The following is a 23,202-nucleotide window of genomic DNA, read 5'->3' as shown; positions in this document are numbered from 1 at the left end:
CGCATTCGGTTGCTAGGAGCCTGGGGCCAGTGTGCTACGGTAAGTCAGGCGGCGGCATCTTTGATGCCGACCTCCAGGCGGACGAAAAAGAGTGGGCCCGGCGAGAGGAACTACTAAAGGCCGGCGGCGAGATTGATCTGGGGGTCAACTGGGAGTATCCGGACCCTGGGAATATGATCGCAAGTTACCACATGCGGGTTAGTGTGCGATACAGGGAAGGGGCTTACGAAGCCTATGGCCATATTTTCCTCGCCGGCAAAGAAGCGCAAGAAATAGTCTTTGCCCGTAGCCAGGACTTAAAGCTAGTCTACCGCGAGGCCGTAGCTGCCGGGCCAACGTACACCGCTATGGCCTATCGGGAGCGGCGAGAAGCGGGGAAGGAGGCCATGCGCAAATGGCGTCAAGCGCAGAAGGAGCGGATGGTCGGATGAACCCCGAAGTGGTTTCCCTGGTGCCCCGGGAGACCCGGGACTATGTGGACAGAGTTATTAAGGACTTCGCCCGCGGATTGGTGGGCAGAAACGCCATGATGTATGCCGTGGCGGGCGTCCTTAGAAAATACGGAGTTAAACGGTTACCCCTTGGGCGTTACGAGGCGGTTTACTTCGGCAAGGTTGGAGACTTACCGGTCATTCATATCCAGGGCAGGGAGAAAATGAGCGAAACCTGCCCAGCTTGCGGCAGCACAGCCTGGCGGTACATCAATACCGAGCGAGAATTGGTGTTCAAGGATTACGACATCATAACGGCTTTTTGCCTGGATTGCTCCTGTTTTTACAGGAAGATTGGATGGAAGGTGGATCGACATGCAAGCCAAGCCTAGAAAACAGTTGATCGCGGCTTTTGTTGGGCCTAACAAGGCCTTCAAGGTGTATCTGGCCCAGATGCGGCAAAGCCTCAAGATGGCTAAGGCCGCAAACCAGTAAAGGGGAGGGTGCGTAAATGCCTATCAAGGGAATAAGTGAGGTTCGGCGGCTCCCGCGCCTGGGCAAAATTCGCCTGGGGGTCAAAGAGACCAGCCAAAAGACCGGAAACCCTTATCCAAAAGCAGTTGATTATTTCGTGTGCAACGCGGACCAATCCACATCGGAGGCGGCGGCCCGGGCCTTTCACCAGGTGTACGGGGATAAGCCCCGGGCTCTGGACATCATGTTTCCGGTGGAGGACCGGGACCAGTTTTTCCCCCAGTTCTATCGGCGGTACGGAAGCGGGTCCAGTCTTTTATGCAAAGGCGACGGCGAGACAGCGGTCGAGATCGACAAGGAAACCGGAGAAATCCGGGAGATTGAATGCGACCCCATGGAGTGCGAGTGGGCGGCAAAGAAACATTGCCGCCCGGTAGGCACCTTGCAATTCCTATTGCCAAAAGTACCCGGTCTTGGAGCCTGGCAAATCGACACCTCCAGTTACCACTCTATTGTCAACCTCAATTCAGCCATTGATTTTGTGCGGGCCCTTACCGGTGGGCGGATTGCCATGATACCTCTAAAGCTAATTATCAGACCCAAAGAGGTTCAGGTCGAGGGTAAGAAAAAGGTGGTATACGTCCTGGACCTGGCCCACGAGGAAGTCAGGCTCGAGGAAATCCTGTTGGCCTCCAGAAAGTCCGCGGCCCAATTGCTCCTACCAGCAGTCAACTTTGACGAGGCTCCAGACGACCTCTTCCCGCCTGCGGTGCTCGGCGCACCGGCCCAGAATGCCCTCCCCCAGCCAGCCGGAGAGATCGCCGATAACGGCGAGAGCATCAAGGAGGACGAACCAGATCCAATTGACGAGGCCTTACACCAGGTGTGGGACGCCCTGGGCACACCGCCGGCCAAGCGAAATGCCATCCTCGGCCGGCCGGGACTAGATAAACAGGCCCTTCTTCGGGAATTGCAGGCGGAAATAGCGAAGCGCCAGGCGGCTCAACCGGCTTCTCCTACACCACAAGCTCCTGCACAGCCGGCCAAGACTTCCAAGCCCAGGCAAGCGGCGCTTCCAGCTACGGGGACTAACGGCAAACGGGTCAGCAAGGCCCTATTTTAGAAAGGGGAGAGATTAGAGTGCGACATTACAGTTACACCAGGCTCGGGCTTTTTGAGATATGCCCGCGGGCCTACAAATTGAAGTACATTGACCGGGTTCCAGAGGCCCCGTCAGACGCCCTGATCATTGGGCGCCTGGTGCATGAGATCATTGCCGAGTACGACCGGCACCTTCTGGCCAATAACCTTGAGACGGACATCACGGTACTGCCGGAGATCACCCACCGGGTCTTTTACAGAGAGCCAAACCAATTGGGTTCCAACCGGCTGCCAGAAATCGAGGCTATCATGGAAACCTTTGCCCAAAGCCATATCTTCCACCCGGCGCTAACGGTCGGTATCGAGGAACAGATTAAGATCCAGTTGACGCCGGACATCACGTTTTGGGGCGTTTTGGACCTCCTGGAGATTGACGGCACCACAGCAACTATCGTCGATTACAAAACCGATTGGGCGGTGCGCTCCCAGGCCGAGGTAGAAAAGGACTTCCAGCTTCAGGTTTACGCCTGGGCGGTCACCAAGGAGTATCCCCAGGTGGATACCTTCAAGGCCAGGCTGGAATTTGTCAGGCATGCCGTTATCCGGGAGGTGGAGATTGACGCCGCAGCCGTAGCCAAGACCGAGGCCAAGCTCCTGGGGCTGATTGACCAGGTGGAGAAAGAATGCGAGTTTGCCCCGAGGCCGGGAGCAGGGTGTTCGTGGTGCAGCTACGTTGAGATGTGCCCTGCCCTAAAGAACCTCAACGGGCAGATCATCTGCAAGAGCCAGGAGGATGCAGTTAGGATCGCCGGAGAGTTGGCCCTGCTGGAAAAACAGGTAGCCGACCGCAAAGAGGCCCTCAAACAGTGGTGCACGGTCAACGGCATGGTTGAGGCCAACGGCCTGGCCTGGGGCTTCTACCCCACCATTTCCAAGAGCATCGAGGACCCCAGGAGGTTCGCCGAGATTGTTTCCGGTCTGGGAGATGATCCCTATAACTACCTCACCGTTGACGGCCGCAAGGCCAAGAAACTCTGGAACAAACCCGAGGTGGCCGCCGCCTTGGAGGCCATTTCGGTCGATAAGAGCTATACCACCTTCACAAGCCGCAAGCTGAAGGGGGGCGAGGTTTAAATGAAAATCCACGACCTTCGGCTCGTTAACTTCAGAAACCACGCGGATACCTACATTCCCCTGGAGCGCGTAAACATACTGGTCGGCCTTAACGGAGCGGGCAAAAGCTCGCTCCAGGGGGCCATTGAGTACCTGCTAACCGGGAGGTGTGCATGGACGGACGGACGCGGGGCCGGGGCCGAGGATCTGATCAGGCACGGCCAGAAAGAGGCTGCTGTCGAGGCCACCATCGAGGGCATTGGCAAGGTCCGGCGTACAATCCCTGGGGGCGTAACCGTCGAGGGGTGGAGTGGGACCACGGCCACGGTCCAGAAGGCTATCCTGGAGAGGCTGGGCACTACGGAACGGGTGATTTCGGCGGTGCTCAATACCAGCGCCTTTGTGGAAATGCCGCCCAGTGAGCAGAAGAATATGCTTTTCGCCCTGATGGGCCTTGAATTCGACCAGAAGGCTATTGAGGAGCGGCTGGCGGCGTGGGCAAATACCGGGCTTTTCAAGGACCCCGATAACCTCCTGGTGCGGGTATTCGCCCACTACTACCCAGACGGCCTTGCTGGCGGCGCCGAGGTCTTTGACACCCTGGACAAGACCTTCCGGGAGGCGCGGAGGATTGCCAAGAAGGACCTCAAGGCCCTGGAGGAGCGCGTCAAGTTCGCCGGTGAGCGCAGGACTCAACTACCGGATGGCATCACTTCAAACCACAAGGAAGCCATCCTGAGCCAATTGCAGGAGTTACGGCAGGAGCGAGACCGGTTGGCGATACTCGTAGGCCAGGCTGACATCACGGCCAAGCGCCGGCAAATTCAGGATGAACGGGAGGCCAGAATTAAGGCCGAGTTGGCCCAGGTCGAGGTCATTCTCGCCAGTAACCGCCCTGGGGACGTCGCGGCTTTAGAAAACGAACTGGTCGCAGTACAAAAGGAGTACGAGCGGGCCCGGGCCGAAGCCGAGGGCCTTAACAGGCGCCGGGCTGCCCTGGAGGCCGAGATCGACAGCCAGGCAAGAATGGCGGCGGCCTTAGGGGAGCTTAAAGGGATATGCCCCCTGGCCCCGGGTGAACTGCTATGCCCCCACCCCGAGGAGGACATCGAGGAACTCCGCCGGAGGCTGGAGGCGGAAATAGCCGCCAAGGAGCGCGAGAAGGCCGAGTTGGACGGCGCCCTACACGAAGCACTGGAAGCGATCCAGGATCTGAAATCCAGGCAGGCCGAGATATCGGCGGCCATCACCAGAGAGAAGGAGACGACGGCCGCCATTGAGCGAGCTCGGGCCAGGCAAAAAGAACTGCAGGAGGCCTTGGTCGATGTTGAACAGGAGCGGGCCGCCATCGGCTCGCCCGCGGACGTGACTGAAGCCCAGGAGAAGGTCCGGGAAATCGAGGCCCGCATTGCCAAGGGGGAGAGCCTCCTGGCGGCCATCCAGCAGGAAGAAAAGGCCATAGCCGAGGTCGAGTTCATGAGGAAACACCTGCAGGCCAAAAAAGATGAGGTTGACGCCCTGGAAAAGCTGGTGGAGGCCTTCGGGCCAAAAGGGATCAAGCAGGATATCCTGCGGGAGATAGTAGGCCCAGTCCAGCGGCGGGCAAATGAACGCCTGGCCGAACTGACCAACGGGGAATTCAGCCTCACCTTTGACCTCGAGGGAGACTTTGAGATCAGGGTCCATCGGAACGGGAGCACTACCAGGCTACAGAACCTTTCCACCTCCGAGAAGATGCGGGTCGGGATAGTCTTGCAGGACGTGCTCAATTCCCTTACCGGCCTCGGGATCATGGTGATAGATGATGCCGAGCACCTGGACCCGGACAACAAGGTATTTCTGATCAATACGCTGCTCGGGATGGAGGAATATGGGACCATCATCCTTCTGGCGGCCAAAGGCGAAACAGAGCCAGAAGATCCCGGCATTCCGGGGCTGGCCATATTCGTGGTTGAGAACGGGCAGGTACGCCGGCTGGTGGGGAGAGAAGCGGCATGACGCACCAGGACCTTTTATTCAAGAGATTAAGCCTAATCGATGACGAGAGGAAGCGGCAATTTACAAAGCTTTGCCTGCTGATGGCGCCAGATTATTTCTGGAGGGTGCCGGCATCGTCAACAGGCAAGTATCACCCCACGTTTGCCGCGGGGGAGGGCGGGCTGGTAAGGCACACTCTGGCGGCTATCGAGATCGCTGAGGAGCTTTTCCCAGCCTACCCGCCCCTGGGGCGGCTTCCCCACAGGGATGACATCCTGGTGGCTCTTTTTCTGCATGATACTTTGAAACGCGGGGTCGATAACGCCGAGTACACCAGAGACGACCACTCATTTACCCCGGCCGGTTACTACCGAAGGCACCTGGCCGTAATCGGGCATCGCGATTATAAGCGCATCATGAGCTATATCGCCACTCACATGGGGATATGGACACCAGGCGGCAGAACACCGGCAAGGAAATGGGGTTACCGGATTTCGCCGGCGGAATTCGTTCACCTCTGCGATTACCTGGCCAGCAGAAAAGGGCTGGAGCGGATCTTTGGGGGTGGAGAGCGATGAGGCCTATAGAGATACCTATTCCGCCCCATATCCAGGCCACTCTGGAGCCCGGCGCCCGGGCCTTCAGGTTTGGGGAGTGCTTGGTGATCGTTGGGCATTCGCCGGACGGGTGGCACCTTAGCATTGGCCACCCGCGGCGATACCCAACGTGGGATGAGATCTCAAAGCGGCCAGATACCTTCTCACGCCCCACAATGTGACCATGGCCATGATCCTGCCACCACCCGAGGAGTACGTTAACATCCACGAAAACTGCTTTCATCTATGGCAAATCGAAGACCCACGGAAAAGGCTGGTGGTGGCGAGATGATCCTATTTAAGTCAGAGCATATCCAGCCAATTTTGACAGGGGTAAAGACCCAGACCAGGCGCACCGGTAAATGCCGGTGGCGCCCTGGGTCCATCCACCAGGCGAAAACCGACTTTAAGAAGGGCAGCAAGCCTTTTGCCCTACTCCGCATTGTTTCCGTCCGCCAGGAGCGCCTGGGGGACATCTCTGAGGACGATGCAAAGAGGGAAGGCTACCCAACTGTCGAGGCTTACAAGGAGGTTTTTAAGCGGATTTACGGGTGGTGGAATCCCGACGCCGAGGTATGGGTCGTTGATTTCGAGGTGGTGAGCCCATGAAACCCCTCGATGAATGCCTCTATTACATTGTCAGAGCCGATGGTGGTGGTATCCCGGAAAAGGATGTTTATTTTAACGACGCCCTAGCCCATATCCGGGAGAAGGGCTTTGAGAACCTTGAGCTTTGCGCGGTTGAAATCAGGGCGCTTATCAATGCCGCCCGCCGGCGGGGCCGGCTAAAAGAGCTTGATGAGGCGGTGGGATTATGAACCGGACTAAAATCGAATGGACCGAGGTGACCTGGAACCCGGTCACAGGCTGCACACCAGTTAGTCCAGGGTGTGAGCACTGCTACGCAAGACGAATGGCCACAAGGCTCCGGGGGCGGTTCGGGTACCCAGCGGATAATCCGTTTCGCGTCACATTGCATGAGGATCGGGTCGAGGAGCCTTTGCGGTGGCGTAGACCCCAGATGGTATTCGTATGCTCCATGGGAGATCTCTTTCACCCGGAAGTGCCAGACCAGTTCATTGCAAGGGTATTTGGCACTATGCGGTACGCCTTGCATCATACTTTCATGGTGCTTACCAAGCGGCCCGAACGAATGGCCGCATGGTTTAGCCAGATTTGGGAACGCCCCGGAGAGGGCTATAAGCGATTTGGTCACGAGCGACGCCCAGGTGGCATTGAGGGATACATTGTTGCCGAGGCTGACAGATGGCCACTTCCCAACGTATGGATTGGCGTCACAGTCGAAAACCAGGAAATGGCAAGTAAACGCATTCCGATCTTGCTTCAGGTCCCGGCGGCGGTGAGATTTGTTTCAGCAGAGCCATTACTGGGACCAGTGGACCTAAGTGAATGGCTAAAAGAGGTCCGATACTGCGAAATGCACGGGCAGCTTTGCGATGAGGGGGTAATTTGGGATAACAACGGCCAGCTTCTCTGTAAATACTGCAAAAGGCCAGTTGAGCGATTTCACCTACTTAACTGGGTCATAGTCGGCGGTGAAACCGGCCCCGGAGCCAGGCCCATGCACCCGGACTGGGTACGGAATCTGCGCGATCAGTGCAAAGATGCGGGCGTTACGTTCTTCTTCAAGCAGTGGGGCGAGTGGATGCCGCACGACGGCTGCTGGGACGAGCCTCACCAAAAGATCATCATGGCGCCAGACGGAGAGATTCGCGAACCATACCACGGTTGGGGCCTGGATCAGTGGGAGCGCGGATGGGAGTTCATGGTGCGCGTCGGCAAGAAGCGTGCCGGCCGCCTTCTCGACGGCCGGGCGTGGGACGAGATGCCCAGTCAGGTGGTGGCGCCATGATCAACTGGTCGAAAGTTTCAGTGGCAGAAGTTAAGGCCAAGGGAAAGAGGCTCGGTTCCATTATGGGCCCACTGACCATGGACGAGTTCACTATTTGGCGCTACCAGGGTCACACAGTCATGATTTGCGAGGTTGGCGATGAATTTTCCCTTGGACCGCATATTTGCACGGTACTCCAGGGAGAACGGATCGTCTGGATGGACCCGGTTGCGAGTGCTGGGGCGGCGATCCTGGCGGCAAGGGGGAAATAGCATGGGTAAAATGCCCTGGCTAAAGCTTTATACCGAGATCAGAACTGACCCTAAGATGCAGGCCTTGTCAGATGCTGAATTTCGGGTCTGGATAAACCTCTTGTGCCTTGCTGCAGAGTCCAAGGTGCGCGGGGTTATATGCATTGATCAGGGTATCCCCTACCCAGATGAGGCTCTGGCCAGGGCGATGTATACCGATCCCGACACACTAAAGGGCGCCCTGGCAAAGTTTATAAAACTTCGAATGGTCGAGATCGATGACGACGGGATTATCTATTTGATTAACTTTGACGCAAGGCAATATGATAAGCCTTCTGACCGACCGGAGGCCGTTGCCGAACGGGTAAGACGACATAGAGCCAAAGCCAAGGCTGAAGCCGAAAGGCGGGCCGTTCAGGAGGATGCCGCGGCAAAAGAAGGCGTTACTAAGAATGATTGTAACGCTGATGTAACGCCTTTGAAACGCCAAAGTAACACACTAGATAAAGAAGAAGAAAAAGATAAAGAGAGAGATAATAACCCCCCTAAATCCCCCCAAGGGGATGTTTTGCCGCCCCCATCAGACGCCAAAGCCAAGGCTGAAGCCGAAAGGCGGGCCGTTCAGGAGGTTTTTGAGCACTATTGCCGTGTGATCAAACCCGTGAAGCTTACAGAAAAGCGTAAGGCTAAAATCAAAGCTCGCCTGGCGGATTTTACCGTTGACGAGCTAAAACGGGCCATTGATAACCTGGCCCGGGACCCATGGATTATGGGCGACAATGAGCGCGGCAAATTCTACGCCACCATCGAGTATGTTTTCCGAAGCACTGAAAAAACCGAGGAGTGGATAAACAAGTTCGATGGGAGAAAGGGAGTGAAGCAAAATGGACAAGATCGCCAACCTCCTCGAGCATCTCCAAGCGCGGATGCGGGAGCGGGGGTTGACCTCAACAAGTTCCTCTGGAAGGGAACATAAGTACCAATGCCCAGATTGTCAAGACCGGGGAATTATCTTGAACGATGACGGCACAGCCCAGATATGCCATTGCCAGGAACAGAAGCGCCTCGAAAGGCTTTTTAAAAGCAGCCAGATCACGCCGGCCTTTAGAGGCAAGACCTTTGACAACTTCATAACGGTCGGCCGACCTCCGGCGGTCAGGGCTATGTACGATTGCGCTAAGGATTACGCCGACAGGTTTCATGAGCTGCGCGGCCAGGAGAACAACTGGCTGGTCCTCCTGGGGGAACCCGGGTCGGGCAAAACCCACCTGAGCATGGCAGTGGCAAACCGGCTACTTTCCCAGGGGATTACGGTACTCTACTTCCAGCATGTTGAGGGCCTTGGGGAATTGAAAGATGCCTTGGCCAGGCAAGGGGAAGCCCGCATCACGACCAAGCTCGAGCAGATGAAAAAGGCCACCCTTCTGGTTTGGGATGACCTGTTCTGGGGAAAGGGGTATCCCAAGGATTTTGAGTTAGAGGTTGCCTTTGAGGTCCTGAACTACCGATACCTTAACCTTTTGCCCACGATCATCAGCAGCAACCGGACCCACCTCCAGTTATTGGAGATAAACGACACCATTGGGTCCCGGATTATTGAGCGGGGCAAGGGCCACATGGTGGTAGTTCAAGGCCGCGAGGCCAATTATAGACTGGCGGGGGAGGGTTAAGTGATGGGGAGTTGACACCCTTGTGCCCTATATGCAGCGGGAAGTTATTCCAGGTTAACTTTGGGGATGAGCAGTTATGGTGGCGGTGCATGGACTGCGATATCGTATTCCAGTTTCATGAGTACCGCTACCAGAATGGAGAATTGGTGCGCTTTTCGGTGTGGAAACGGGAAAACCACCATAAAAGGGAGGCGCTGAACAATGCCGGCCACGAGTGATATAGCTTCTAGGCTGGAAACAGCAGGGTTTGATGATTTCTGCATCGACTACGAACGGGGGATTGCTATCGTGTTCTTTGAGGGTCTACTTGCCAGAGAAACCCCCGCCAGACAGCATTTGGAACAGGAGCGCCGTCGGCGGGAATTCCAAGAGCGGTACTACTGGGCCGGTTACGAATTGCGGAGGAGGGACCGGGATGGGGTGGAGGAAAAAGCGGGTGCTTAAAACCCAGCAGCCGGCAAAATCCATGACAGAATTCTTTGTTGGTCATGCCAGGAATACCGAATACGTGTTTTCAGTGACCATGATCCCCAGGGTAGAAAACAGGGTCCGGAAGGACGGCGGGATCTGGAGCGGTGGTTATGCCATGGTGACCCTGCTTAACCTGACCAGAAAAACATATTTCTTGCCCATAGGCGGGCCGCCCTTGGGATGGGAGTATATCGCCGAGAAGTACGATCTCGACGACGAGGAGGCCATGGGATTTACAGAGGTCATCGGCCGAGTTTTGGGGCGGGAGGTCAGGCTGCCGGAAACCTTCCGGCTGGAGCCGTACCGCACGGAGCGCTGCCTGCGGGTAATCCCGGGAGGGCGGGCCAATGGCTAAAGCGGGCTTAATCGATAAATGCCAGAGATGTCTAAAAGCCGATAAAAGGGCCAATCGGTGCCAGGCGTTCACCGATCCGGAATACATGTGGCGGACCGGGCAGTGTTGGGGGTATAAACCGAAGTTGGCCGTTTACCTTGCCGGCAGCGTTAACGGCCACGACTCCTGGGAGGCGGTTACCGAGTGGCGCTTATATGCGGCAGGGGTATTGGAAGCGGCCGGCTACCATGTACTTAACCCGGTCAGAGGCCGGAAACCAACGGATACGGACTCAAAGGATATTGTGGAACGGGACCTTCGAGATATCAGCCAGGCCGACATCCTCCTGGTAGAGATGGACCATGAAAACAGGGCCTACATCGGGACGGCGATGGAAATCCGGTACGCCTGGGAGAGAAACAAGGAGATTATCCTATGGGGCCGGGCTAATAGTGGGAGTCACTGGCTTAAATACCATGCCACCGCCTGGTTCAAAAATCTCGAAGAGGCCCTGGAGTACCTCAGAGAAAGGGGGAGACAACTCTATGGCGGTGACAGTCAGAGAGTTGAGAGAAGCCCTCGACGAATGGCGAAGGGCACAGCAAGAGTTCGGAATGGCCGAACCGGAGTTTGTGGAAGCAGCGGCATATAAACTTACGGCGGCCGAGAAGCGATATGACGCACTAATCAAGTTGGCTAAGAAAGAGGGGGTCATTTATGAAGCCAGTTAGCATTGAGCACCTCAGGAGGGAATGACATGAGGAAGATAGATTTGGTTGGCAAGAAATTCGGAAGGTTAACGGTTATAGGCCAGGCAGATGTAAAAAGAAGGAATTTACATTGGGAGTGCCAGTGCGAGTGCGGAAATATCGTTGTGGTGGCAGGAGTGAATTTAAAAAATGGCCATACGAGAAGCTGTGGGTGCTGGAAAAACGAGTTAATGGAAACATTTGGTCGCAGGACAACAACCCATGGTTTGAAGCGACACAGACTATATCGTATTTGGAGCAAGATGAAGGAACGATGTAACAACCCTAGAAGCAAATTTTACGAACTCTATGGTGGTCGCGGCATAAAGGTATGTGAGGAATGGGCCAATGATTTCCAGGCGTTTTATGATTGGGCAATGGCTAATGGGTACCGGGAGGGTTTGACTATAGACAGGAAAAACAACGATGGGGATTATGAGCCGGAAAACTGCCGATGGGTAACCCGAAAAATACAAAACAACAATGTGAGGCGCAATGTTTTATATACGGTTAACGGAGAAACGCACACCCAAAGAGAGTGGGAAGAGATCCTCGGGATGAGACGCGGTAGTTTATATAAGATACGCCAAAAAGGAGAAAGAGTTGAGGAATTTATTCTAAAAGCGATATCTGAGAGGAGCAGGTTAAAGGATGAGCAGGTTGTTTAATAGGATTAAAGGCGGCCTTTATGGTGTTGCCATAGGGGATGCTTTAGGTGGGACTCTTGAGTTTATAAGCCGTGACAAAATCCGGGAGAAATACGGGGTATTACGGGACATCGTGGGCGGAGGCTGGCTCAACCTCCGCCCCGGGGAATGGACGGACGACACAGAGATGAGCCTGGCCGTGGCCGAGGGGATTATAGCCGACCCAGATGACCCGGTTCCATATATCGGGCAGGCCTTTATCAGGTGGCGGAATACCAACCCGCCAGACATAGGAACCACCATCAGGGCAACATTCAGGATTTGGGACCGGGATAACCTCACTCACGAGCAATGGCATGTTGCGGCCGAGCGGGCCCACCGGCAAATGGGAGGCATGAGCGCCGGCAACGGAGCGCTGATGCGGACTCTGCCGGTGGGAATCGCCTACCGATTGATACCTGACGTTTACCGCTTTGCCGTGAATATAGCACGGATGACGCACTGGGACATAAAGGCGGCTCTTACTTGCGCCGTCTACTCTTTGGCTGTGCGGAACATTTTTGAAGGTGCAGCAGACTGCTATGAAGCCATAGCTGAGGCCGTCCATCTGGTGCGAGAGATAATAGCCAGGAAAGATTACAAGGAAGCGCTAAGAGAGATTGCGGAAAGCCCCATCAATCGTGATGGGAGTAACCTTAGACCAACCGGGTACACAGTAGACAGTTTTCACTGCGCCATATGGTCGGTGGTGGTGGCCAAGGACTTCGAGGACGCAGTGGTCCGGGCCGTAAACCTTGGTGGAGACGCGGACACCATCGGAGCTATTGCCGGCGGCTTGGCCGGGGTCTACTGGGGATATAGGGCCATCCCGGACCGCTGGTTGGAGAAGTTTACACCGGAACGGCGGGCCAGGCTGGACCGAGCGGCGGAGGGGCTACTCAAGGTCCGGGAAGGTCATTGAGGAAAGGGGCTGGCGAAATGGCTCAGCAAAAGATACGGGCCGATTTAATCCTTCGGGAGATAGCCAAACGGCACGCGCAGAACAAGGACCTATTTATCACTGAGGTTAAGGATGGCCCAACAATGTGGGGAGAACATCGCCGTATAGATGCTATCGCGATTAAGCGTAGTTGGCGCCACCCGTGTATTACCGGGTACGAGGTCAAGGTTAGTAGAAAGGACTATGAGAGGGATGAGAAATGGCCTGGCTATAGAGAGATTTGCCATAAGCTGTATTTTGCCTGCCCGGCGGGATTGATCCAACCCGAGGAGCTACCAGAAGACGTGGGGCTGATTTGGTACAACCCGGAAAAGCGGACCATCTTTACCAAGAGGGCGGCCGTCTTTCGCGATATAGAAATTCCATGGCAGATGCTCTACTACTTGGTTATTTGCCGGACGGACAGTGATCGACATCCGTTCTTTTCCAGCGAAAGAGAGTTCTTGGAGGCATGGGTGGAGGACAAGGAAGAAAGGCGCTGGCTAGGGACGGTTGTAAAGAGTAAGATGGCCGAAGCAATAACTGAGTTGGAACAACAAATTAGGGAGCTTAAGCGGGAAAAAGCAAAATACGAAAGGGCGGAACAGGCGCTTACTCAGGTCCATGAGATTATGCGCCGGGCAGGGTTAAACGTCAATTACAATTGGCTGGAGGAACTAGAAAGGGCATTGAGGTTTAAGGTGCCGCCATACCTGCTAAGTAGTTTAGAAATTGTAGAGCGAGAAGTGGAGCGGATAAAAAGCTTAGTAAATCAAAACAACCTGGGGGTGGCAGGATGAATAAGCTTATGAGAAATCGTAATCGCTACACCGGAGACAATCCCGGAACTGAAGTCCAGGAAAGGTACAATCATAATTATACTCCCCGGCAAAGGTATTGCATCGAAATTAAGACTGGCCCCAGAGAAAAAATCAAACTATCGTTCGCTTATTCGGCAATGCGGCAGGGGTTGTTGGAAAAGCTGGGCCAGGCCAAAGAGGAACTGGAGATAAGGCTTTTTACCGAGACGGAGAGTGCGGAGGTAACAGAATGATTAGCGCCCAGGCCAACCGGGGTCGACCGCTTGAAGAACTGATCATCATGGCCAACCGGCAGTACCGAGCGCAATGCCGGGCGGTAATACATAAAGTACCCACCGCCTGGATACCCCTCCGGGATAGCCGGGGCCGGGTAGTAAACGCCAAGGTGGAAGAAAAGGCCGCGGTAGATTTCTTAGGGACCTACCGCGGTCGCTCTCTCGCATTCGACGCCAAACATTGCTCAGGGGAACGCATCAGGTGGGACAGGCTGGAGGATCACCAAGCCCAGTTCCTTGAGGATTGGACCAGAGACGGCGGCATTGGGTTCATTCTGGTCGGCTTTGGAATGGAGCGCTTTTTTGTGGTTCCATGGACGGTATGGAGGGAAGGGCTGCTGGCCTGGAAGTACGAGGGAGGTCAGGCCTCTATTTCGCTTAAACAGATGGCTCCGGATTGGGAGGTTAGGTTGGGTAATCGAGTGGCGCTTGATTATTTGCAGGTAGTGGACAGCCTGTGGTTTTCGGAGGGAGGGAATGAGATTGACCAAAAAAGAAAAAGAACGCCTCAGGTATTGCCTCATGGCTAACTGCCGGGATTACCGGCGGTGCCAGGTTAAGTGGGGCAAAGACTGCGTAAGGCACATGGGGAAGAAGATACCGAGATTAGGTGAATGGCCGCGTGATGGAAGGCGGGAATATCGGAGTGCCGGGCGCCTGGTTATTATCGGGGGCCCCGGAGAGGAGATTAGAGTGCTGCGGGCCAGCGGTGACCCGTATTTTGGATAAGAGGCTAAGGGGGTAGGTGCGGTGACTATCACCATCTACGAATATATCCTCGTTACCCAACCTGGTGTACTGGCCTTGCTCAGGCAAGCCGGATTACTGGTAGATCCGCCAATAGCAGAAGAAACGCGAGAAGACGATTTTACTTATAAAGAAATAGTGGCCTTAATGCGGCATGACCGGTGGAAGCGGATTAGGGGCGCTCTTCGGCAGATCTACCCGGGGAGGGTGATCGGATGAGGGCACAGCAAGCCGAACCTGCCCCCAACATCACACCCAAAATGGTGGACTGGATACTTTACAATATGCCGGTGTTGCGGGACCAGATAGAGGCCATTGAACCGCGAACCTCAACCTCGGTGGTTGTGCTTAGCAGGCAAAACACGAGGGACCCGGTCAGCGGGGTGGAAAAAGTGGCGATAAAACGAGCGGCTCTTTCTTCGGTTTTAGATGCCGCTACCCGGGGGATAAAGGCTTTACACCCGGAGCAGCGCAAGGTGTACCGGATGAGGTACAGGGCGCACATGACTTATAAGCAGATCAGCCACCGGCTTTATATAAGCGAGGAAACCGTGGGCCGGAGACTTGCCGAAGTCCGGGCTGTTGTGGGGCAGTATCTCCAACAAGTTTCCCCCTCCGACCTGGTGGAATTTGCCCGATTTTTTGAGTAAGGTTCTTGACGGAAAATTGACGGATCTGCAAACCCCGGAAGCATTGATAATACTGGGCTGGAGGGATGCCGTCCGTTTCACCAACTTGACGGATTTTTGACGGTTTTTTGGCCCTGCTGCGTGACGGCTTTGTGGTATAATTTACCCAAGCGCAACTATGCCCGAACACTGATAAAGGGGGAGTCGATGGCGCCGTCGGTTCCCCCGCTGAACCATACATAAGAGCCGCCCGGCAATAGAAATCGGGCGGCTCTTGCTTTGGGGTGGAATTGTGGCCAATCTTCGTTTCTTCGACGCCCTGCCAGCCTACTACGGCGGCAAGAGAAAACTGGTCAAGGCCATTTTCAAGGTGGCTCCACCGGCAAGCCAGGCGCCTACCTTTGCGGATGCATTCCTGGGCGGCGGAGCGGTGTCAGTAATGGCCAAGGCCCTGGGCTACCGGGTTCTTTGCAATGACATCGCCCAGCGGTCCTATATTGTTGGCAAGGCCTTGGTGGAGAACAACCGGTGAAGCTTACGGACGAGGACATTAACCGGCTCTTTCTAGAGACCGAGAACGACGGGTTTATAAGGGCCAACTTCAGCCCCACTGTTATCCTTTCAAAACATGCGGACTTTCTGGATAATGCTTTTGCGCTGGTAAGGGCAATGGAAGAAGGACACAAGAAATACCTTTTGCTGCTTTTGTTGGTCAAATACATCTTTTCCATGCGGGAGTATAGGAAATTCTCTACACCAAACGCCTTCAACATCCCCATGGAGGAACGCCGCATTGAGTGGATTAAAAACCGCACTTACCATGCGAGCATAAAGGCTGCCCTAAAGCCCATTCCTGACGCGCTCCGGGAGCTTGCCGGTGCAGTTAATCGCGGAGTGATAGACAACGCCCAGGACAATAAAGCATATAGGTTAGACGCCAGGGAGTTCTTGCCGGCTATTCAAGCGGATGTAGCTTACTTCGACCCGCCTTATGCCGGAACCATGGCCTACGAGGACAATTACCATGCTCTGGATCAGATGCTGGAAGGCAAGATATTCCCGGCCCAAAAGAGCGAGTTCTCCCGCAAGGACGGGATGAAGTTCCTGGACGAAGTATTCCGAGCGGCCCGCCATATTCCCATCTGGATCGTGAGCATGGGGAACGCCGGCGGGGCGAATGACCTGGGCGAGTTGCAGGAAATGGTCGCCCGGTACCGGCGGACGGAGACCTACCGGATCAAGTACCGGCATATACCTGCGGTGGCCACCGAGGAGCACCAGGCCAAAAACGAGGAATACCTCATCGTAGGGAGGCCTTACTGATGGGAGAAGTTAGAACAACTGAAGTTAGATTACTGCCGATAGACAAGATCAGGCCTAACACCTATAACCCAAACAGGATCGACGAAAAGAATCTGGCCAAGCTGAAAGCTGATATTCAGCGCAAAGGGAAGGTCCCGCCCATTGTGGTGCGGCCGGTAGGGCCTGAGGAATGGGAAATTGTTGACGGGTATCATCGCTGGCTCATTCTGAAAGACTTGGGCCATACCAGGGTGCCGGCGGTGGTCTGGGAGATAGACGAGACCGAGGCCAAGCTGAAAACCCTGCAACTGAATTACCTGCGGGGAAACGCCGTTCCCATTCGCCTGGCAAACCTTATCCACGACCTCAACCGGACCATGACCCTGGAGGACCTGGAGGCAGCCCTCCCCTACGAGAAGGCCGAGTTAAAGGACAGCCTGGCCCTGCTTAAACTGCCCACGGATATTGACAAGGTCGTTGAGGAACGTGCCGAGAAAGAGCGGCGGGCAGAGCCGATCTTCATCTCGGCCACCATCTACAAGGATAAAGAGAAAAGCCTACACGATTTCGTGGAGCAGGCCATGCTGGAGAGCGAGGCCACGTTCTGCGAAATAAAAATCAAGATCGAGTGCCCTGCCGGGGACCATGACCTGGTATTGAACGCCATGCAAAACCTGGCCAAGCTGGACCGGGGGCGGGACGACCTGGCCGGCGAAAATGCCCCCGTAGTGACTCGGTTCGCTCTTTTCCCGGAACAGCTTCATGTGGTGGATCAGGCTCTGCAGCATGTAATCAAGACCCAGGGTTTAATGAAGAACCCGCGTGGCCAGGCCCTCGAGCTTATCTGTGCTGACTACCTGGCCGGGGCCATAGCCGCAGAGGAAGGCGAGGAAGATGGGCAAGTACCAACTTGGACCCAACAAGAAAATAATCGAGCGGCGCAAGAAAGTAATGCGCCTCCGGTTCGTCAAGAGATGGCCGATAGACCAGATCGCTCAAGTACTCGGCGTAAGCGTAAAGACCATTGAGCGCGATATTAAGGCCATCGTGGAGCATAACAACCTGGTTGCCAGGGATGACCTTAAGCAGCCGGTGGAGCGGACCCTCTGGGAAGCCACCCTGAACTATCATGAGCGCCAGATGCTTCGGTGGCAGGAGTTTGCCAACGCCAAGGACCCAGGGGTAAAAAACCGGATACTGCGGGATATCCAGGCTGATGAGGAACAGCACTACAAGCTCCTGCAGAGCCTGGGGGTCGTAGAACGGGTGCCTGAACAGGCCGTGGTTACCACTGAAAGCTGGGAGGACAGGATCAGAAGGCTGCAGGCCGAGCGGGCGGCGGCCGCAGAAGCAGCCGGGCAGGGGGCAGATGACGAAGATGACACGGAATAGGCAGTGGTCAGCATGGCCGAGAAAATCAGCGAGCAAAACTTCTTGGACCCGGTCTGGTATATCGAAAATTTCTTGTGGATCAGGAGTAAGAACAAGCGGATAGTACCCTTTTACCTAAACCCGGTCCAGCGGCATTATATGGCCCATAGAACAAAGCGGGATATTGTTCTCAAAGGTAGGCAGCATGGTTTCTCCACCCTCAAGTTGGCCGAATACCTGCACGACACCATAACCAACGAGGCCACCCATACCAAGATAGTGGCCCACAAGCGCGAAGCGGCGGGTAAACTGCTGGCCGCCTTGAAGCTGATGTTCTTCCGTATCCCGACCGAGTTCCGGCCGCGGGTGCGGTACGACAACAAATACGAGTTCACGTTCCCTGACCTGGAAAGCCAAATTACCATCGCCTCGGCCACCGAGGACGCCGGCCGCTCCGAAACGATAAACAACCTGCTGGCCACCGAAGTCGCCTTCTGGCCAAACGCGGAAGAAACTCTGTCCGGACTTTTGGAGGCGGTGCCGGCGAGCGGCAACATCTGCATTGAGAGCACGCCCAACGGAGTGGGCGATCCTTTTTACGCGGAAGTCCAGAAGGCCAGGGCCGGGCAGAGCGAGTTCAAACTCCACGAATACCCGTGGTGGGCAAACCCAGAATACAGGATGCCATTGAGGCCCGGGGAAACCCTGGAGCCCTATTCGGACGAGGAGCTTAACCTTATTGCCAACTATAACCTCACGCCGGAACAGATTAAGTGGCGGCGGGCTAAAATCCAGCGATTAGGGCCCAGAAAGTTTGCCCGGGAATATGAGTGCAACTTCCTGCAAAGTGGCCGGCCGGTGTTTGATGCCACGATTATCGAACGCTGGCCGAAGAAGGAGCCCATATACCGAGACAATTACCTGCGGGTATGGGAACGACCCAAGCCCGGGGAGCGGTACGCCATTGGGGTGGATACCTCGGAGGGCTTGCCGGACGGAGACCGGGCCTGCGCCCAGGTTTTCAAGATGTCCACCTGGGAGCAGGTTGCCATCCTTCACGGGGCACTGAAACCACAGGTGCTGGCGGTCTACGTGGACCGGCTGGCCAGGGAATACCGCCAGGGCCAGCCATACGGCGTCGTCCTCGGGGTAGAACGCAACAACCACGGTCACGCGGTGCTGGTAAAGCTGCTGGAGTTCGAAACCCCAGGGCTTTATTTTTACAAGCCTCAACATCCGGGGTGGGACACAAACTCTGCGACCAAGTTTATGATGGTGGACGAGGCCGAGGAGGCAGTCCGTCAGGGGTTCATTACGGTCTATGATGAGGCAACCAAGGGCGAGATGATCGCCTTCGAATGGAAGGACGACGGCAGTGCGGGGGCCCCGGACGGGGAAGGAAATTACGATGATACGGTAACAGCCCTGTGCATAGCCTGGCAGATGCGGAAAGCCACGCCGTGGCAGATCTGGGAGCCCGGCGGAGGCGAAGGCGGCCGGGCTTTGATTATCGGGTAGGCAGGTGAGAGTAATGGCCGAAAGCCAGGAACAAGCCTTGCAGGCGACCATCTACAAAGCCCAGGTGCTTGGCGGCAAGGAGATAGTCACCAGCAACAAACTGGAGGAGGACCCGTTTGCCGGGCTATATGGAGAAGGAGGAGTAATCGAGCCGCCTTATGACCTGCGGGTGCTCACCTTGCTCCCCGAGTATTCTAACATCCTGGGCCAGTGTATAGATGCCATGGAGACCAATATTGACGGGTTTGGCTTTACGCTTGAGCCGGCTGAAGGGGTTACGCCGGGCCCAGACGGGAAATATCCTCCCGAGGTGGAGGCCGAACGGCGCCGCATAAAGAACTTCTTCCGGTATTGTAACCCGGACGAGAGCTTCACGAAGATCAGGAGGAAAACCAGGCGAGACCTAGAGACGACGGGCAACGCCTACTGGGAGATACTGCGGAACGGCAAGGGCGAAATTGCCGGGATAGAGTACCTGGAAAGTTACACCATGCGTCTTACTCCGCTAGATCGTGAACCGACTGATATGGTCTTGCGGGTTAAAAGGGATGACAATAGTTATGAGGAAATCCCTCACCGCAAAAGGTTTAGGCGGTTCGTCCAGATCAGGGACGGCAAGACGGTGTACTTTAAGGAATTTGGCGATCCGAGGCTAATAGACGCCAAAACCGGCAAGGTCCTGACCGAGGAGGAGGCAAAAAAGCCGGACGTTGTACTGGCCACCGAGGTTATTCACTTCAAAATCTACTCCCCGCGGTCGCCTTATGGTGTGCCTCGCTGGATTGGAACCATCCTTGCCGTCCGGGGTAGCCGACAGGCTGAAGAGGTTAACTATGAGTATTTCGATAATAAGACGGTTCCGCCTCTGGCCGTTCTTGTTTCCGGCCGGCTTGCCTCGGATAGCGTTAAGCGGATAGAGGATTATATCCAGAACAACATCAAGGGGCGCAAGGGGTTCCACAAGATCCTTGTTATTGAAGCCGAGACCACGCCCAACCCCCTAGCGCCGGCGGGCCAGAAGGCAGGCATTGAAATAAAACCCCTGACCGAAGCCCAGCAGAAGGACGCCCTGTTTGTTGAGTACGACGAGAAGAACCAGGAAAAAGTGCGCTCGGCTTTCCGCCTGCCGCCTATCTATGTCGGGCGAACAAAGGACTTCAACCGCTCCACCGCCGAGGAAAGCAAGCGGGTGGCCGAGGAGCAGGTTTTTGGGCCGGAGCGGGATGACTTTGATTTCACCATTAACCGACTTCTCTTCCCAGCCATGGACGTGAAGTATTGGGAGTTCAAGAGCCTGGCGCCCACGGCGGACAACGCCAAAGACATGACCGAAATGCTCAACGTCTTTGTCAAGGCAGGAATGACCACCAAAGAAGCGCGGCGCATTATGGAGGAAATCCTTAACAAAGAACTTCCCGATCCCAAGGGCGCCGACTGGCTGGAGGAACCCTTGGAGGTTTACCTGGCCAAACTGCGGTCCGGAATAGCTTCCGCGGCTTCCCCGGAAGATGAGGCCCAGGCGGTCAAGAAGTTTGCTAGTTTCCTAATCGAGGTGCGAAAGAGGCTGGAGGAATATGAATTGGGCCTTGCTCAGTAAGGAAGAACGGCGGGAACTGGCCAAGACCATTGACTATATCCTGGATTTCCTCCTTTTCGTACCTGTTCGAAAGGAGGCTGGCCCGGAGCGGCATCTCTTCGGGTCGGGAGCGGAGATGGCGGCCACTGAGGAGAACATCGGCAAGGTCGAGCAGAAACTGGCCCAGGTATTGCTTGAAGGCTGGAATGCCCAGGCGCAAAAAGCCATCAACAAGGGTGCCGCCCTCCTACAGTCTTTTGAGGGCGACATTGACGAGAAGGAAATCAAGCTCCTCCTTAGCACCATCGCTCGGGAAATGGGGTCCGGCTTCCAGGCCATGACCCAGGAGCAAGTAACCAATCTGGTGGGCACCGCTTACATATTGGGCCGGAAGCTGGTGGGCCAGCAGGTGGGCATAGAGCCGAAGCTGGACCTGATAGACGAGCGAGCACGTCAGTGGCTGGCAGACCATACGGTGTTTTGGATCGGGGATTACTACGACAGCCAATTGGGGGAAAACATTGCCAGCACTGTGCGGCAATTGGCCTTGGAGCAAGGCCTGGGCCGGGAAGAAGTAGGCCGGCAGTTAAAAGCCGTGCTCGGCGATCAGTTTGCCAGGAGTGATGTTTACTGGCGCGGTTTAGCTGCTACCACCGTGGGCCGGGCCCGGAACTTCGGCGGGGTACAGAGCATGGTGGAAGCCCAGGTCTCGGAATATGAGATACTGGCCGTTATGGACGAGAGGACCTCCCCCATTTGCCGGTTTATGAATGGCAAGGTGTTTAAGGTGGAGCACGCCGTGGCACTAAGGGACGCCGTATTGAACGCCAAGATGCCGGAGGACATCAAGGCAATTCACCCGTGGCGGCAGGTTAAGGAGGTCCAGTCCTGGAGCACGGAAAAACTGGCGGCGGGAGGAATGGCGCTTCCGCCATATCATTTCCACTGTTTCCCACCAGGAACCACGGTAATGACTATTGATGGACCGCGGCCCATTGAGCAGATTGCAGAGGGGGACCTGGTCCTTACTCATATTGGGCGTTGGAAACCTGTAACGGCAACTATGGTCCGGCCTTATGAGGGTGAACTGATAGTTGTTAACGGCCAGATAACCAGCACGCTTGATCACCCATATCTGGCCTTAACCACTAATGGGATCGAGTGGTTGCCGGCTATTCGTCTTGAGAATTGCTCTCTTCTCCAGGTTGTGCTACAATCGCAATGGAAACCCGGAGGCGAGAGCCATGATCAGCAAAATATGCCAGATATGCGGCAAGGAGTATCAAGTTTTTCCATCCCGCAGCCACGTGAAATATTGTTCGCAAGAGTGTCGGAACCAGGCGAGAGCGAAGGCGTCTACTGGGCGGACCAAGGAAAAACGTTGTCATCATCCCAAGGTGACCCGGGTGTGCCGGCAATGCGGGAAAGAATTTCTGGTTCAAGAGAACCAGGTGAAGCTGGGCAAGGGCATTTACTGCAGCAAAGAGTGCAAGGCCAAAGCTCGGGATACCAGAGTTGCACTGGTCTGTGCGGTTTGCGGGAAACAGTTTCAGAAGAACAGAGCCTATCTGGAAAAGGGCTTTGGGAAATATTGCTCCCGGGCTTGTCGGAACAAGGCCAGGAGCGGGGAAAAGCATTACAAGTGGAACGGCGGGATCAAAATAGGCAAGAGGGGGTATATATACGAGTACCGTCCAGATCATCCCTTTGCCAACAGCCAGGGGTATGTGCCGCAACACCGCCTTGTAATGGAGAAGTTGTTGGGACGATACCTCGTTCCAGAAGAAGTGGTTCATCACAAGAACGGCATAGTGACGGACAACAGGCCAGAGAACCTGATGCTCTTCTCAAACAACTTGGCGCACCTGGAATACCACAAGGAGCAAGACATGAGTTCCAATGGATCCCGGTAGTCTCACTGGAAAGGCAGCGATATCGGGGGCCTGTATATAACCTTGAAGTCGAAGACGACGAATCCTACTTTGCCAACGGCTTTGCAGTCCATAATTGCCGGACCACCTATATTGTCTCCGCCTTCGGCGAGGCAATTGCAAGCCATGAGCCTTTAGACATCAAATTTGAGCAGCCAAAGCCCAAAAGCGAACTTCCGTCTATGGACCACCTGGACTATGTGGGCAGTGGGGCCTACCTGGGCGGGAGCGGCCAGAAATTCATCTACCAGGGGCCGGATGGCCAACAGTACATCTTCAAGCCCGCGGTTTCTAAAGGGGCAAGCCAGAGCCCTTCCGGGCCTATGTCCAGGAGGCGGCCTCGGAAATCGGGAAACGCCTCTATGACCCCGGCCAGTTCGTAGAAGT

The 23,202-nt window shown here is 55.5% G+C and carries 31 protein-coding genes and 2 pseudogenes; all 33 read left to right on the top strand.

The window, feature by feature from the left end; all coding sequences use genetic code 11:
• Window positions 1-431: hypothetical protein (locus HPY90_RS04710; RefSeq protein WP_287191797.1), on the top strand; the 431-nt coding region annotated here is incomplete at its 5' end.
• Entirely contained in the window at window positions 395-823 is a 429-nt protein-coding gene (locus HPY90_RS04705) for a hypothetical protein (protein ID WP_287191794.1), read from the top strand. The genes HPY90_RS04710 and HPY90_RS04705, both read left to right, overlap by 37 nt.
• A 119-nt stretch (window positions 824-942) precedes the next feature.
• The gene (locus tag HPY90_RS04700; protein WP_287191791.1) at window positions 943-2,028 is read left to right on the top strand and encodes a recombination directionality factor; all 1,086 of its coding nucleotides are present in this window, start codon (window positions 943-945) and stop codon (window positions 2,026-2,028) included.
• A 17-nt stretch (window positions 2,029-2,045) separates the two neighbouring features.
• Window positions 2,046-3,140 (top strand): RecB family exonuclease, encoded by a 1,095-nt coding sequence (locus HPY90_RS04695; protein ID WP_287191789.1) that lies wholly within the window; start codon window positions 2,046-2,048, stop codon window positions 3,138-3,140.
• Window positions 3,141-5,117, top strand: coding sequence for an AAA family ATPase (locus HPY90_RS04690; protein WP_287191787.1), 1,977 nt, complete (start codon window positions 3,141-3,143; stop codon window positions 5,115-5,117).
• Complete coding sequence (locus HPY90_RS04685; protein WP_287191784.1) at window positions 5,114-5,674, top strand: hypothetical protein; 561 nt, start codon at window positions 5,114-5,116, stop codon at window positions 5,672-5,674. Before HPY90_RS04690 ends, HPY90_RS04685 begins: the two co-directional genes overlap by 4 nt.
• A gap of 169 nt (window positions 5,675-5,843) precedes the next feature.
• Window positions 5,844-5,984: pseudogene (locus HPY90_RS16315) on the top strand (DUF7694 domain-containing protein); the annotation flags it as partial.
• Entirely contained in the window at window positions 5,981-6,301 is a 321-nt protein-coding gene (locus tag HPY90_RS04680; protein ID WP_287191782.1) for an ASCH domain-containing protein, read from the top strand. The pseudogene HPY90_RS16315 and the gene HPY90_RS04680, both read left to right, overlap by 4 nt.
• Window positions 6,298-6,510 carry a hypothetical protein gene (locus HPY90_RS04675; RefSeq protein ID WP_287191779.1) on the top strand — a complete coding sequence of 71 codons (213 nt, stop codon included), beginning with the start codon at window positions 6,298-6,300 and terminating at the stop codon, window positions 6,508-6,510. Before HPY90_RS04680 ends, HPY90_RS04675 begins: the two co-directional genes overlap by 4 nt.
• Window positions 6,507-7,565: a DUF5131 family protein gene (locus tag HPY90_RS04670; protein ID WP_287191776.1), complete on the top strand. Its 1,059-nt coding sequence runs from the start codon at window positions 6,507-6,509 to the stop codon at window positions 7,563-7,565. The genes HPY90_RS04675 and HPY90_RS04670 overlap by 4 nt, the downstream gene beginning before the upstream one ends.
• The gene (locus HPY90_RS04665) at window positions 7,562-7,816 is read left to right on the top strand and encodes a hypothetical protein (RefSeq protein ID WP_287191773.1); all 255 of its coding nucleotides are present in this window, start codon (window positions 7,562-7,564) and stop codon (window positions 7,814-7,816) included. The genes HPY90_RS04670 and HPY90_RS04665 overlap by 4 nt, the downstream gene beginning before the upstream one ends.
• 1 nt (window position 7,817) lies before the next feature.
• Window positions 7,818-8,771, top strand: a complete 954-nt coding sequence (locus HPY90_RS04660) for a phage replisome organizer N-terminal domain-containing protein (protein WP_287191771.1) — start codon at window positions 7,818-7,820, stop codon at window positions 8,769-8,771.
• Window positions 8,680-9,465, top strand: coding sequence for an ATP-binding protein (locus HPY90_RS04655; RefSeq protein ID WP_287191767.1), 786 nt, complete (start codon window positions 8,680-8,682; stop codon window positions 9,463-9,465). Before HPY90_RS04660 ends, HPY90_RS04655 begins: the two co-directional genes overlap by 92 nt.
• A 201-nt stretch (window positions 9,466-9,666) precedes the next feature.
• Complete coding sequence (locus tag HPY90_RS04650) at window positions 9,667-9,909, top strand: hypothetical protein (RefSeq protein ID WP_287191763.1); 243 nt, start codon at window positions 9,667-9,669, stop codon at window positions 9,907-9,909.
• Window positions 9,881-10,291 carry a hypothetical protein gene (locus HPY90_RS04645; protein WP_287191760.1) on the top strand — a complete coding sequence of 137 codons (411 nt, stop codon included), beginning with the start codon at window positions 9,881-9,883 and terminating at the stop codon, window positions 10,289-10,291. The genes HPY90_RS04650 and HPY90_RS04645 overlap by 29 nt, the downstream gene beginning before the upstream one ends.
• Entirely contained in the window at window positions 10,284-10,922 is a 639-nt protein-coding gene (locus tag HPY90_RS04640) for a nucleoside 2-deoxyribosyltransferase domain-containing protein (RefSeq protein ID WP_287191758.1), read from the top strand. Before HPY90_RS04645 ends, HPY90_RS04640 begins: the two co-directional genes overlap by 8 nt.
• Before the next feature lie 105 nt (window positions 10,923-11,027).
• The gene (locus tag HPY90_RS04635; protein ID WP_287191756.1) at window positions 11,028-11,687 is read left to right on the top strand and encodes a hypothetical protein; all 660 of its coding nucleotides are present in this window, start codon (window positions 11,028-11,030) and stop codon (window positions 11,685-11,687) included.
• On the top strand, window positions 11,671-12,627 hold the full coding sequence (locus tag HPY90_RS04630; RefSeq protein WP_287191754.1) for an ADP-ribosylglycohydrolase family protein: 957 nt from the start codon (window positions 11,671-11,673) through the stop codon (window positions 12,625-12,627). Before HPY90_RS04635 ends, HPY90_RS04630 begins: the two co-directional genes overlap by 17 nt.
• Window positions 12,628-12,644: 17 nt before the next feature.
• Entirely contained in the window at window positions 12,645-13,445 is an 801-nt protein-coding gene (locus HPY90_RS04625) for an MmcB family DNA repair protein (RefSeq protein ID WP_287191753.1), read from the top strand.
• Window positions 13,442-13,699, top strand: coding sequence for a hypothetical protein (locus tag HPY90_RS04620; protein ID WP_287191751.1), 258 nt, complete (start codon window positions 13,442-13,444; stop codon window positions 13,697-13,699). Before HPY90_RS04625 ends, HPY90_RS04620 begins: the two co-directional genes overlap by 4 nt.
• Window positions 13,696-14,271, top strand: a complete 576-nt coding sequence (locus HPY90_RS04615) for a Holliday junction resolvase RecU (protein WP_287191749.1) — start codon at window positions 13,696-13,698, stop codon at window positions 14,269-14,271. The genes HPY90_RS04620 and HPY90_RS04615 overlap by 4 nt, the downstream gene beginning before the upstream one ends.
• Window positions 14,225-14,470: a hypothetical protein gene (locus tag HPY90_RS04610; protein WP_287191747.1), complete on the top strand. Its 246-nt coding sequence runs from the start codon at window positions 14,225-14,227 to the stop codon at window positions 14,468-14,470. Before HPY90_RS04615 ends, HPY90_RS04610 begins: the two co-directional genes overlap by 47 nt.
• Before the next feature lie 21 nt (window positions 14,471-14,491).
• Complete coding sequence (locus HPY90_RS04605; RefSeq protein WP_287191745.1) at window positions 14,492-14,707, top strand: hypothetical protein; 216 nt, start codon at window positions 14,492-14,494, stop codon at window positions 14,705-14,707.
• Window positions 14,704-15,138 carry an RNA polymerase sigma factor gene (locus HPY90_RS04600; RefSeq protein ID WP_287191743.1) on the top strand — a complete coding sequence of 145 codons (435 nt, stop codon included), beginning with the start codon at window positions 14,704-14,706 and terminating at the stop codon, window positions 15,136-15,138. The genes HPY90_RS04605 and HPY90_RS04600 overlap by 4 nt, the downstream gene beginning before the upstream one ends.
• A 271-nt stretch (window positions 15,139-15,409) precedes the next feature.
• Window positions 15,410-15,649 (top strand): DNA adenine methylase, encoded by a 240-nt coding sequence (locus HPY90_RS04595; RefSeq protein WP_287191740.1) that lies wholly within the window; start codon window positions 15,410-15,412, stop codon window positions 15,647-15,649.
• A complete protein-coding gene (locus HPY90_RS04590) occupies window positions 15,646-16,440 on the top strand; it encodes a DNA adenine methylase (RefSeq protein ID WP_287191737.1) in 795 nt (264 codons plus the stop codon). The genes HPY90_RS04595 and HPY90_RS04590 overlap by 4 nt, the downstream gene beginning before the upstream one ends.
• Window positions 16,440-17,447 carry a ParB/RepB/Spo0J family partition protein gene (locus tag HPY90_RS04585; RefSeq protein ID WP_287191734.1) on the top strand — a complete coding sequence of 336 codons (1,008 nt, stop codon included), beginning with the start codon at window positions 16,440-16,442 and terminating at the stop codon, window positions 17,445-17,447. The genes HPY90_RS04590 and HPY90_RS04585 overlap by 1 nt, the downstream gene beginning before the upstream one ends.
• The gene (locus HPY90_RS04580; RefSeq protein ID WP_287191731.1) at window positions 17,371-17,811 is read left to right on the top strand and encodes a hypothetical protein; all 441 of its coding nucleotides are present in this window, start codon (window positions 17,371-17,373) and stop codon (window positions 17,809-17,811) included. The genes HPY90_RS04585 and HPY90_RS04580 overlap by 77 nt, the downstream gene beginning before the upstream one ends.
• 12 nt (window positions 17,812-17,823) lie before the next feature.
• A complete protein-coding gene (locus HPY90_RS04575) occupies window positions 17,824-19,308 on the top strand; it encodes a terminase large subunit (protein ID WP_287191729.1) in 1,485 nt (494 codons plus the stop codon).
• A 13-nt stretch (window positions 19,309-19,321) separates the two neighbouring features.
• Window positions 19,322-20,905 (top strand): phage portal protein, encoded by a 1,584-nt coding sequence (locus HPY90_RS04570; RefSeq protein ID WP_287191726.1) that lies wholly within the window; start codon window positions 19,322-19,324, stop codon window positions 20,903-20,905.
• Window positions 20,883-21,950, top strand: a pseudogene (locus tag HPY90_RS16090) (minor capsid protein); the annotation flags it as partial. The gene HPY90_RS04570 and the pseudogene HPY90_RS16090, both read left to right, overlap by 23 nt.
• A gap of 85 nt (window positions 21,951-22,035) precedes the next feature.
• Complete coding sequence (locus HPY90_RS16085) at window positions 22,036-22,797, top strand: HNH endonuclease (RefSeq protein ID WP_353733637.1); 762 nt, start codon at window positions 22,036-22,038, stop codon at window positions 22,795-22,797.
• Complete coding sequence (locus HPY90_RS16080) at window positions 22,755-23,198, top strand: hypothetical protein (protein WP_353733636.1); 444 nt, start codon at window positions 22,755-22,757, stop codon at window positions 23,196-23,198. The genes HPY90_RS16085 and HPY90_RS16080 overlap by 43 nt, the downstream gene beginning before the upstream one ends.
• Window positions 23,199-23,202 lie beyond the last annotated feature (4 nt).

Source organism: Syntrophothermus sp., from assembly GCF_013314835.1.
GTDB lineage: Bacteria > Bacillota > Syntrophomonadia > Syntrophomonadales > Syntrophothermaceae > Syntrophothermus > Syntrophothermus lipocalidus.
The sequence above is the reverse complement of the archived record's forward strand: the minus strand, read 5'-3'. Positions and strand labels throughout refer to the sequence as shown.

Excerpts from the sequence above, each read along its gene's own strand:
- HPY90_RS04615 (WP_287191749.1), top strand. The coding sequence starts at position 13,696 with ATGATTAGCGCCCAGGCCAACCGGGGTCGACCGCTTGAAGAACTGATC.
- HPY90_RS04700 (WP_287191791.1), top strand. The coding sequence starts at position 943 with ATGCCTATCAAGGGAATAAGTGAGGTTCGGCGGCTCCCGCGCCTGGGC.
- HPY90_RS04690 (WP_287191787.1), top strand. The coding sequence starts at position 3,141 with ATGAAAATCCACGACCTTCGGCTCGTTAACTTCAGAAACCACGCGGAT.
- HPY90_RS04660 (WP_287191771.1), top strand. The coding sequence starts at position 7,818 with ATGGGTAAAATGCCCTGGCTAAAGCTTTATACCGAGATCAGAACTGAC.
- HPY90_RS04680 (WP_287191782.1), top strand. The coding sequence starts at position 5,981 with ATGATCCTATTTAAGTCAGAGCATATCCAGCCAATTTTGACAGGGGTA.
- HPY90_RS04575 (WP_287191729.1), top strand. The coding sequence starts at position 17,824 with ATGGCCGAGAAAATCAGCGAGCAAAACTTCTTGGACCCGGTCTGGTAT.
- HPY90_RS04645 (WP_287191760.1), top strand. The coding sequence starts at position 9,881 with ATGGGGTGGAGGAAAAAGCGGGTGCTTAAAACCCAGCAGCCGGCAAAA.
- HPY90_RS04570 (WP_287191726.1), top strand. The coding sequence starts at position 19,322 with ATGGCCGAAAGCCAGGAACAAGCCTTGCAGGCGACCATCTACAAAGCC.
- HPY90_RS04630 (WP_287191754.1), top strand. The coding sequence starts at position 11,671 with ATGAGCAGGTTGTTTAATAGGATTAAAGGCGGCCTTTATGGTGTTGCC.
- HPY90_RS04655 (WP_287191767.1), top strand. The coding sequence starts at position 8,680 with ATGGACAAGATCGCCAACCTCCTCGAGCATCTCCAAGCGCGGATGCGG.
- HPY90_RS04670 (WP_287191776.1), top strand. The coding sequence starts at position 6,507 with ATGAACCGGACTAAAATCGAATGGACCGAGGTGACCTGGAACCCGGTC.
- HPY90_RS04650 (WP_287191763.1), top strand. The coding sequence starts at position 9,667 with ATGCCGGCCACGAGTGATATAGCTTCTAGGCTGGAAACAGCAGGGTTT.
- HPY90_RS04675 (WP_287191779.1), top strand. The coding sequence starts at position 6,298 with ATGAAACCCCTCGATGAATGCCTCTATTACATTGTCAGAGCCGATGGT.
- HPY90_RS04600 (WP_287191743.1), top strand. The coding sequence starts at position 14,704 with ATGAGGGCACAGCAAGCCGAACCTGCCCCCAACATCACACCCAAAATG.
- HPY90_RS04665 (WP_287191773.1), top strand. The coding sequence starts at position 7,562 with ATGATCAACTGGTCGAAAGTTTCAGTGGCAGAAGTTAAGGCCAAGGGA.
- HPY90_RS04580 (WP_287191731.1), top strand. The coding sequence starts at position 17,371 with ATGCGCCTCCGGTTCGTCAAGAGATGGCCGATAGACCAGATCGCTCAA.
- HPY90_RS04635 (WP_287191756.1), top strand. The coding sequence starts at position 11,028 with ATGAGGAAGATAGATTTGGTTGGCAAGAAATTCGGAAGGTTAACGGTT.
- HPY90_RS16085 (WP_353733637.1), top strand. The coding sequence starts at position 22,036 with ATGGGATCGAGTGGTTGCCGGCTATTCGTCTTGAGAATTGCTCTCTTC.
- HPY90_RS04620 (WP_287191751.1), top strand. The coding sequence starts at position 13,442 with ATGAATAAGCTTATGAGAAATCGTAATCGCTACACCGGAGACAATCCC.
- HPY90_RS04585 (WP_287191734.1), top strand. The coding sequence starts at position 16,440 with ATGGGAGAAGTTAGAACAACTGAAGTTAGATTACTGCCGATAGACAAG.
- HPY90_RS04705 (WP_287191794.1), top strand. The coding sequence starts at position 395 with ATGGCGTCAAGCGCAGAAGGAGCGGATGGTCGGATGAACCCCGAAGTG.
- HPY90_RS04685 (WP_287191784.1), top strand. The coding sequence starts at position 5,114 with ATGACGCACCAGGACCTTTTATTCAAGAGATTAAGCCTAATCGATGAC.
- HPY90_RS04640 (WP_287191758.1), top strand. The coding sequence starts at position 10,284 with ATGGCTAAAGCGGGCTTAATCGATAAATGCCAGAGATGTCTAAAAGCC.
- HPY90_RS04625 (WP_287191753.1), top strand. The coding sequence starts at position 12,645 with ATGGCTCAGCAAAAGATACGGGCCGATTTAATCCTTCGGGAGATAGCC.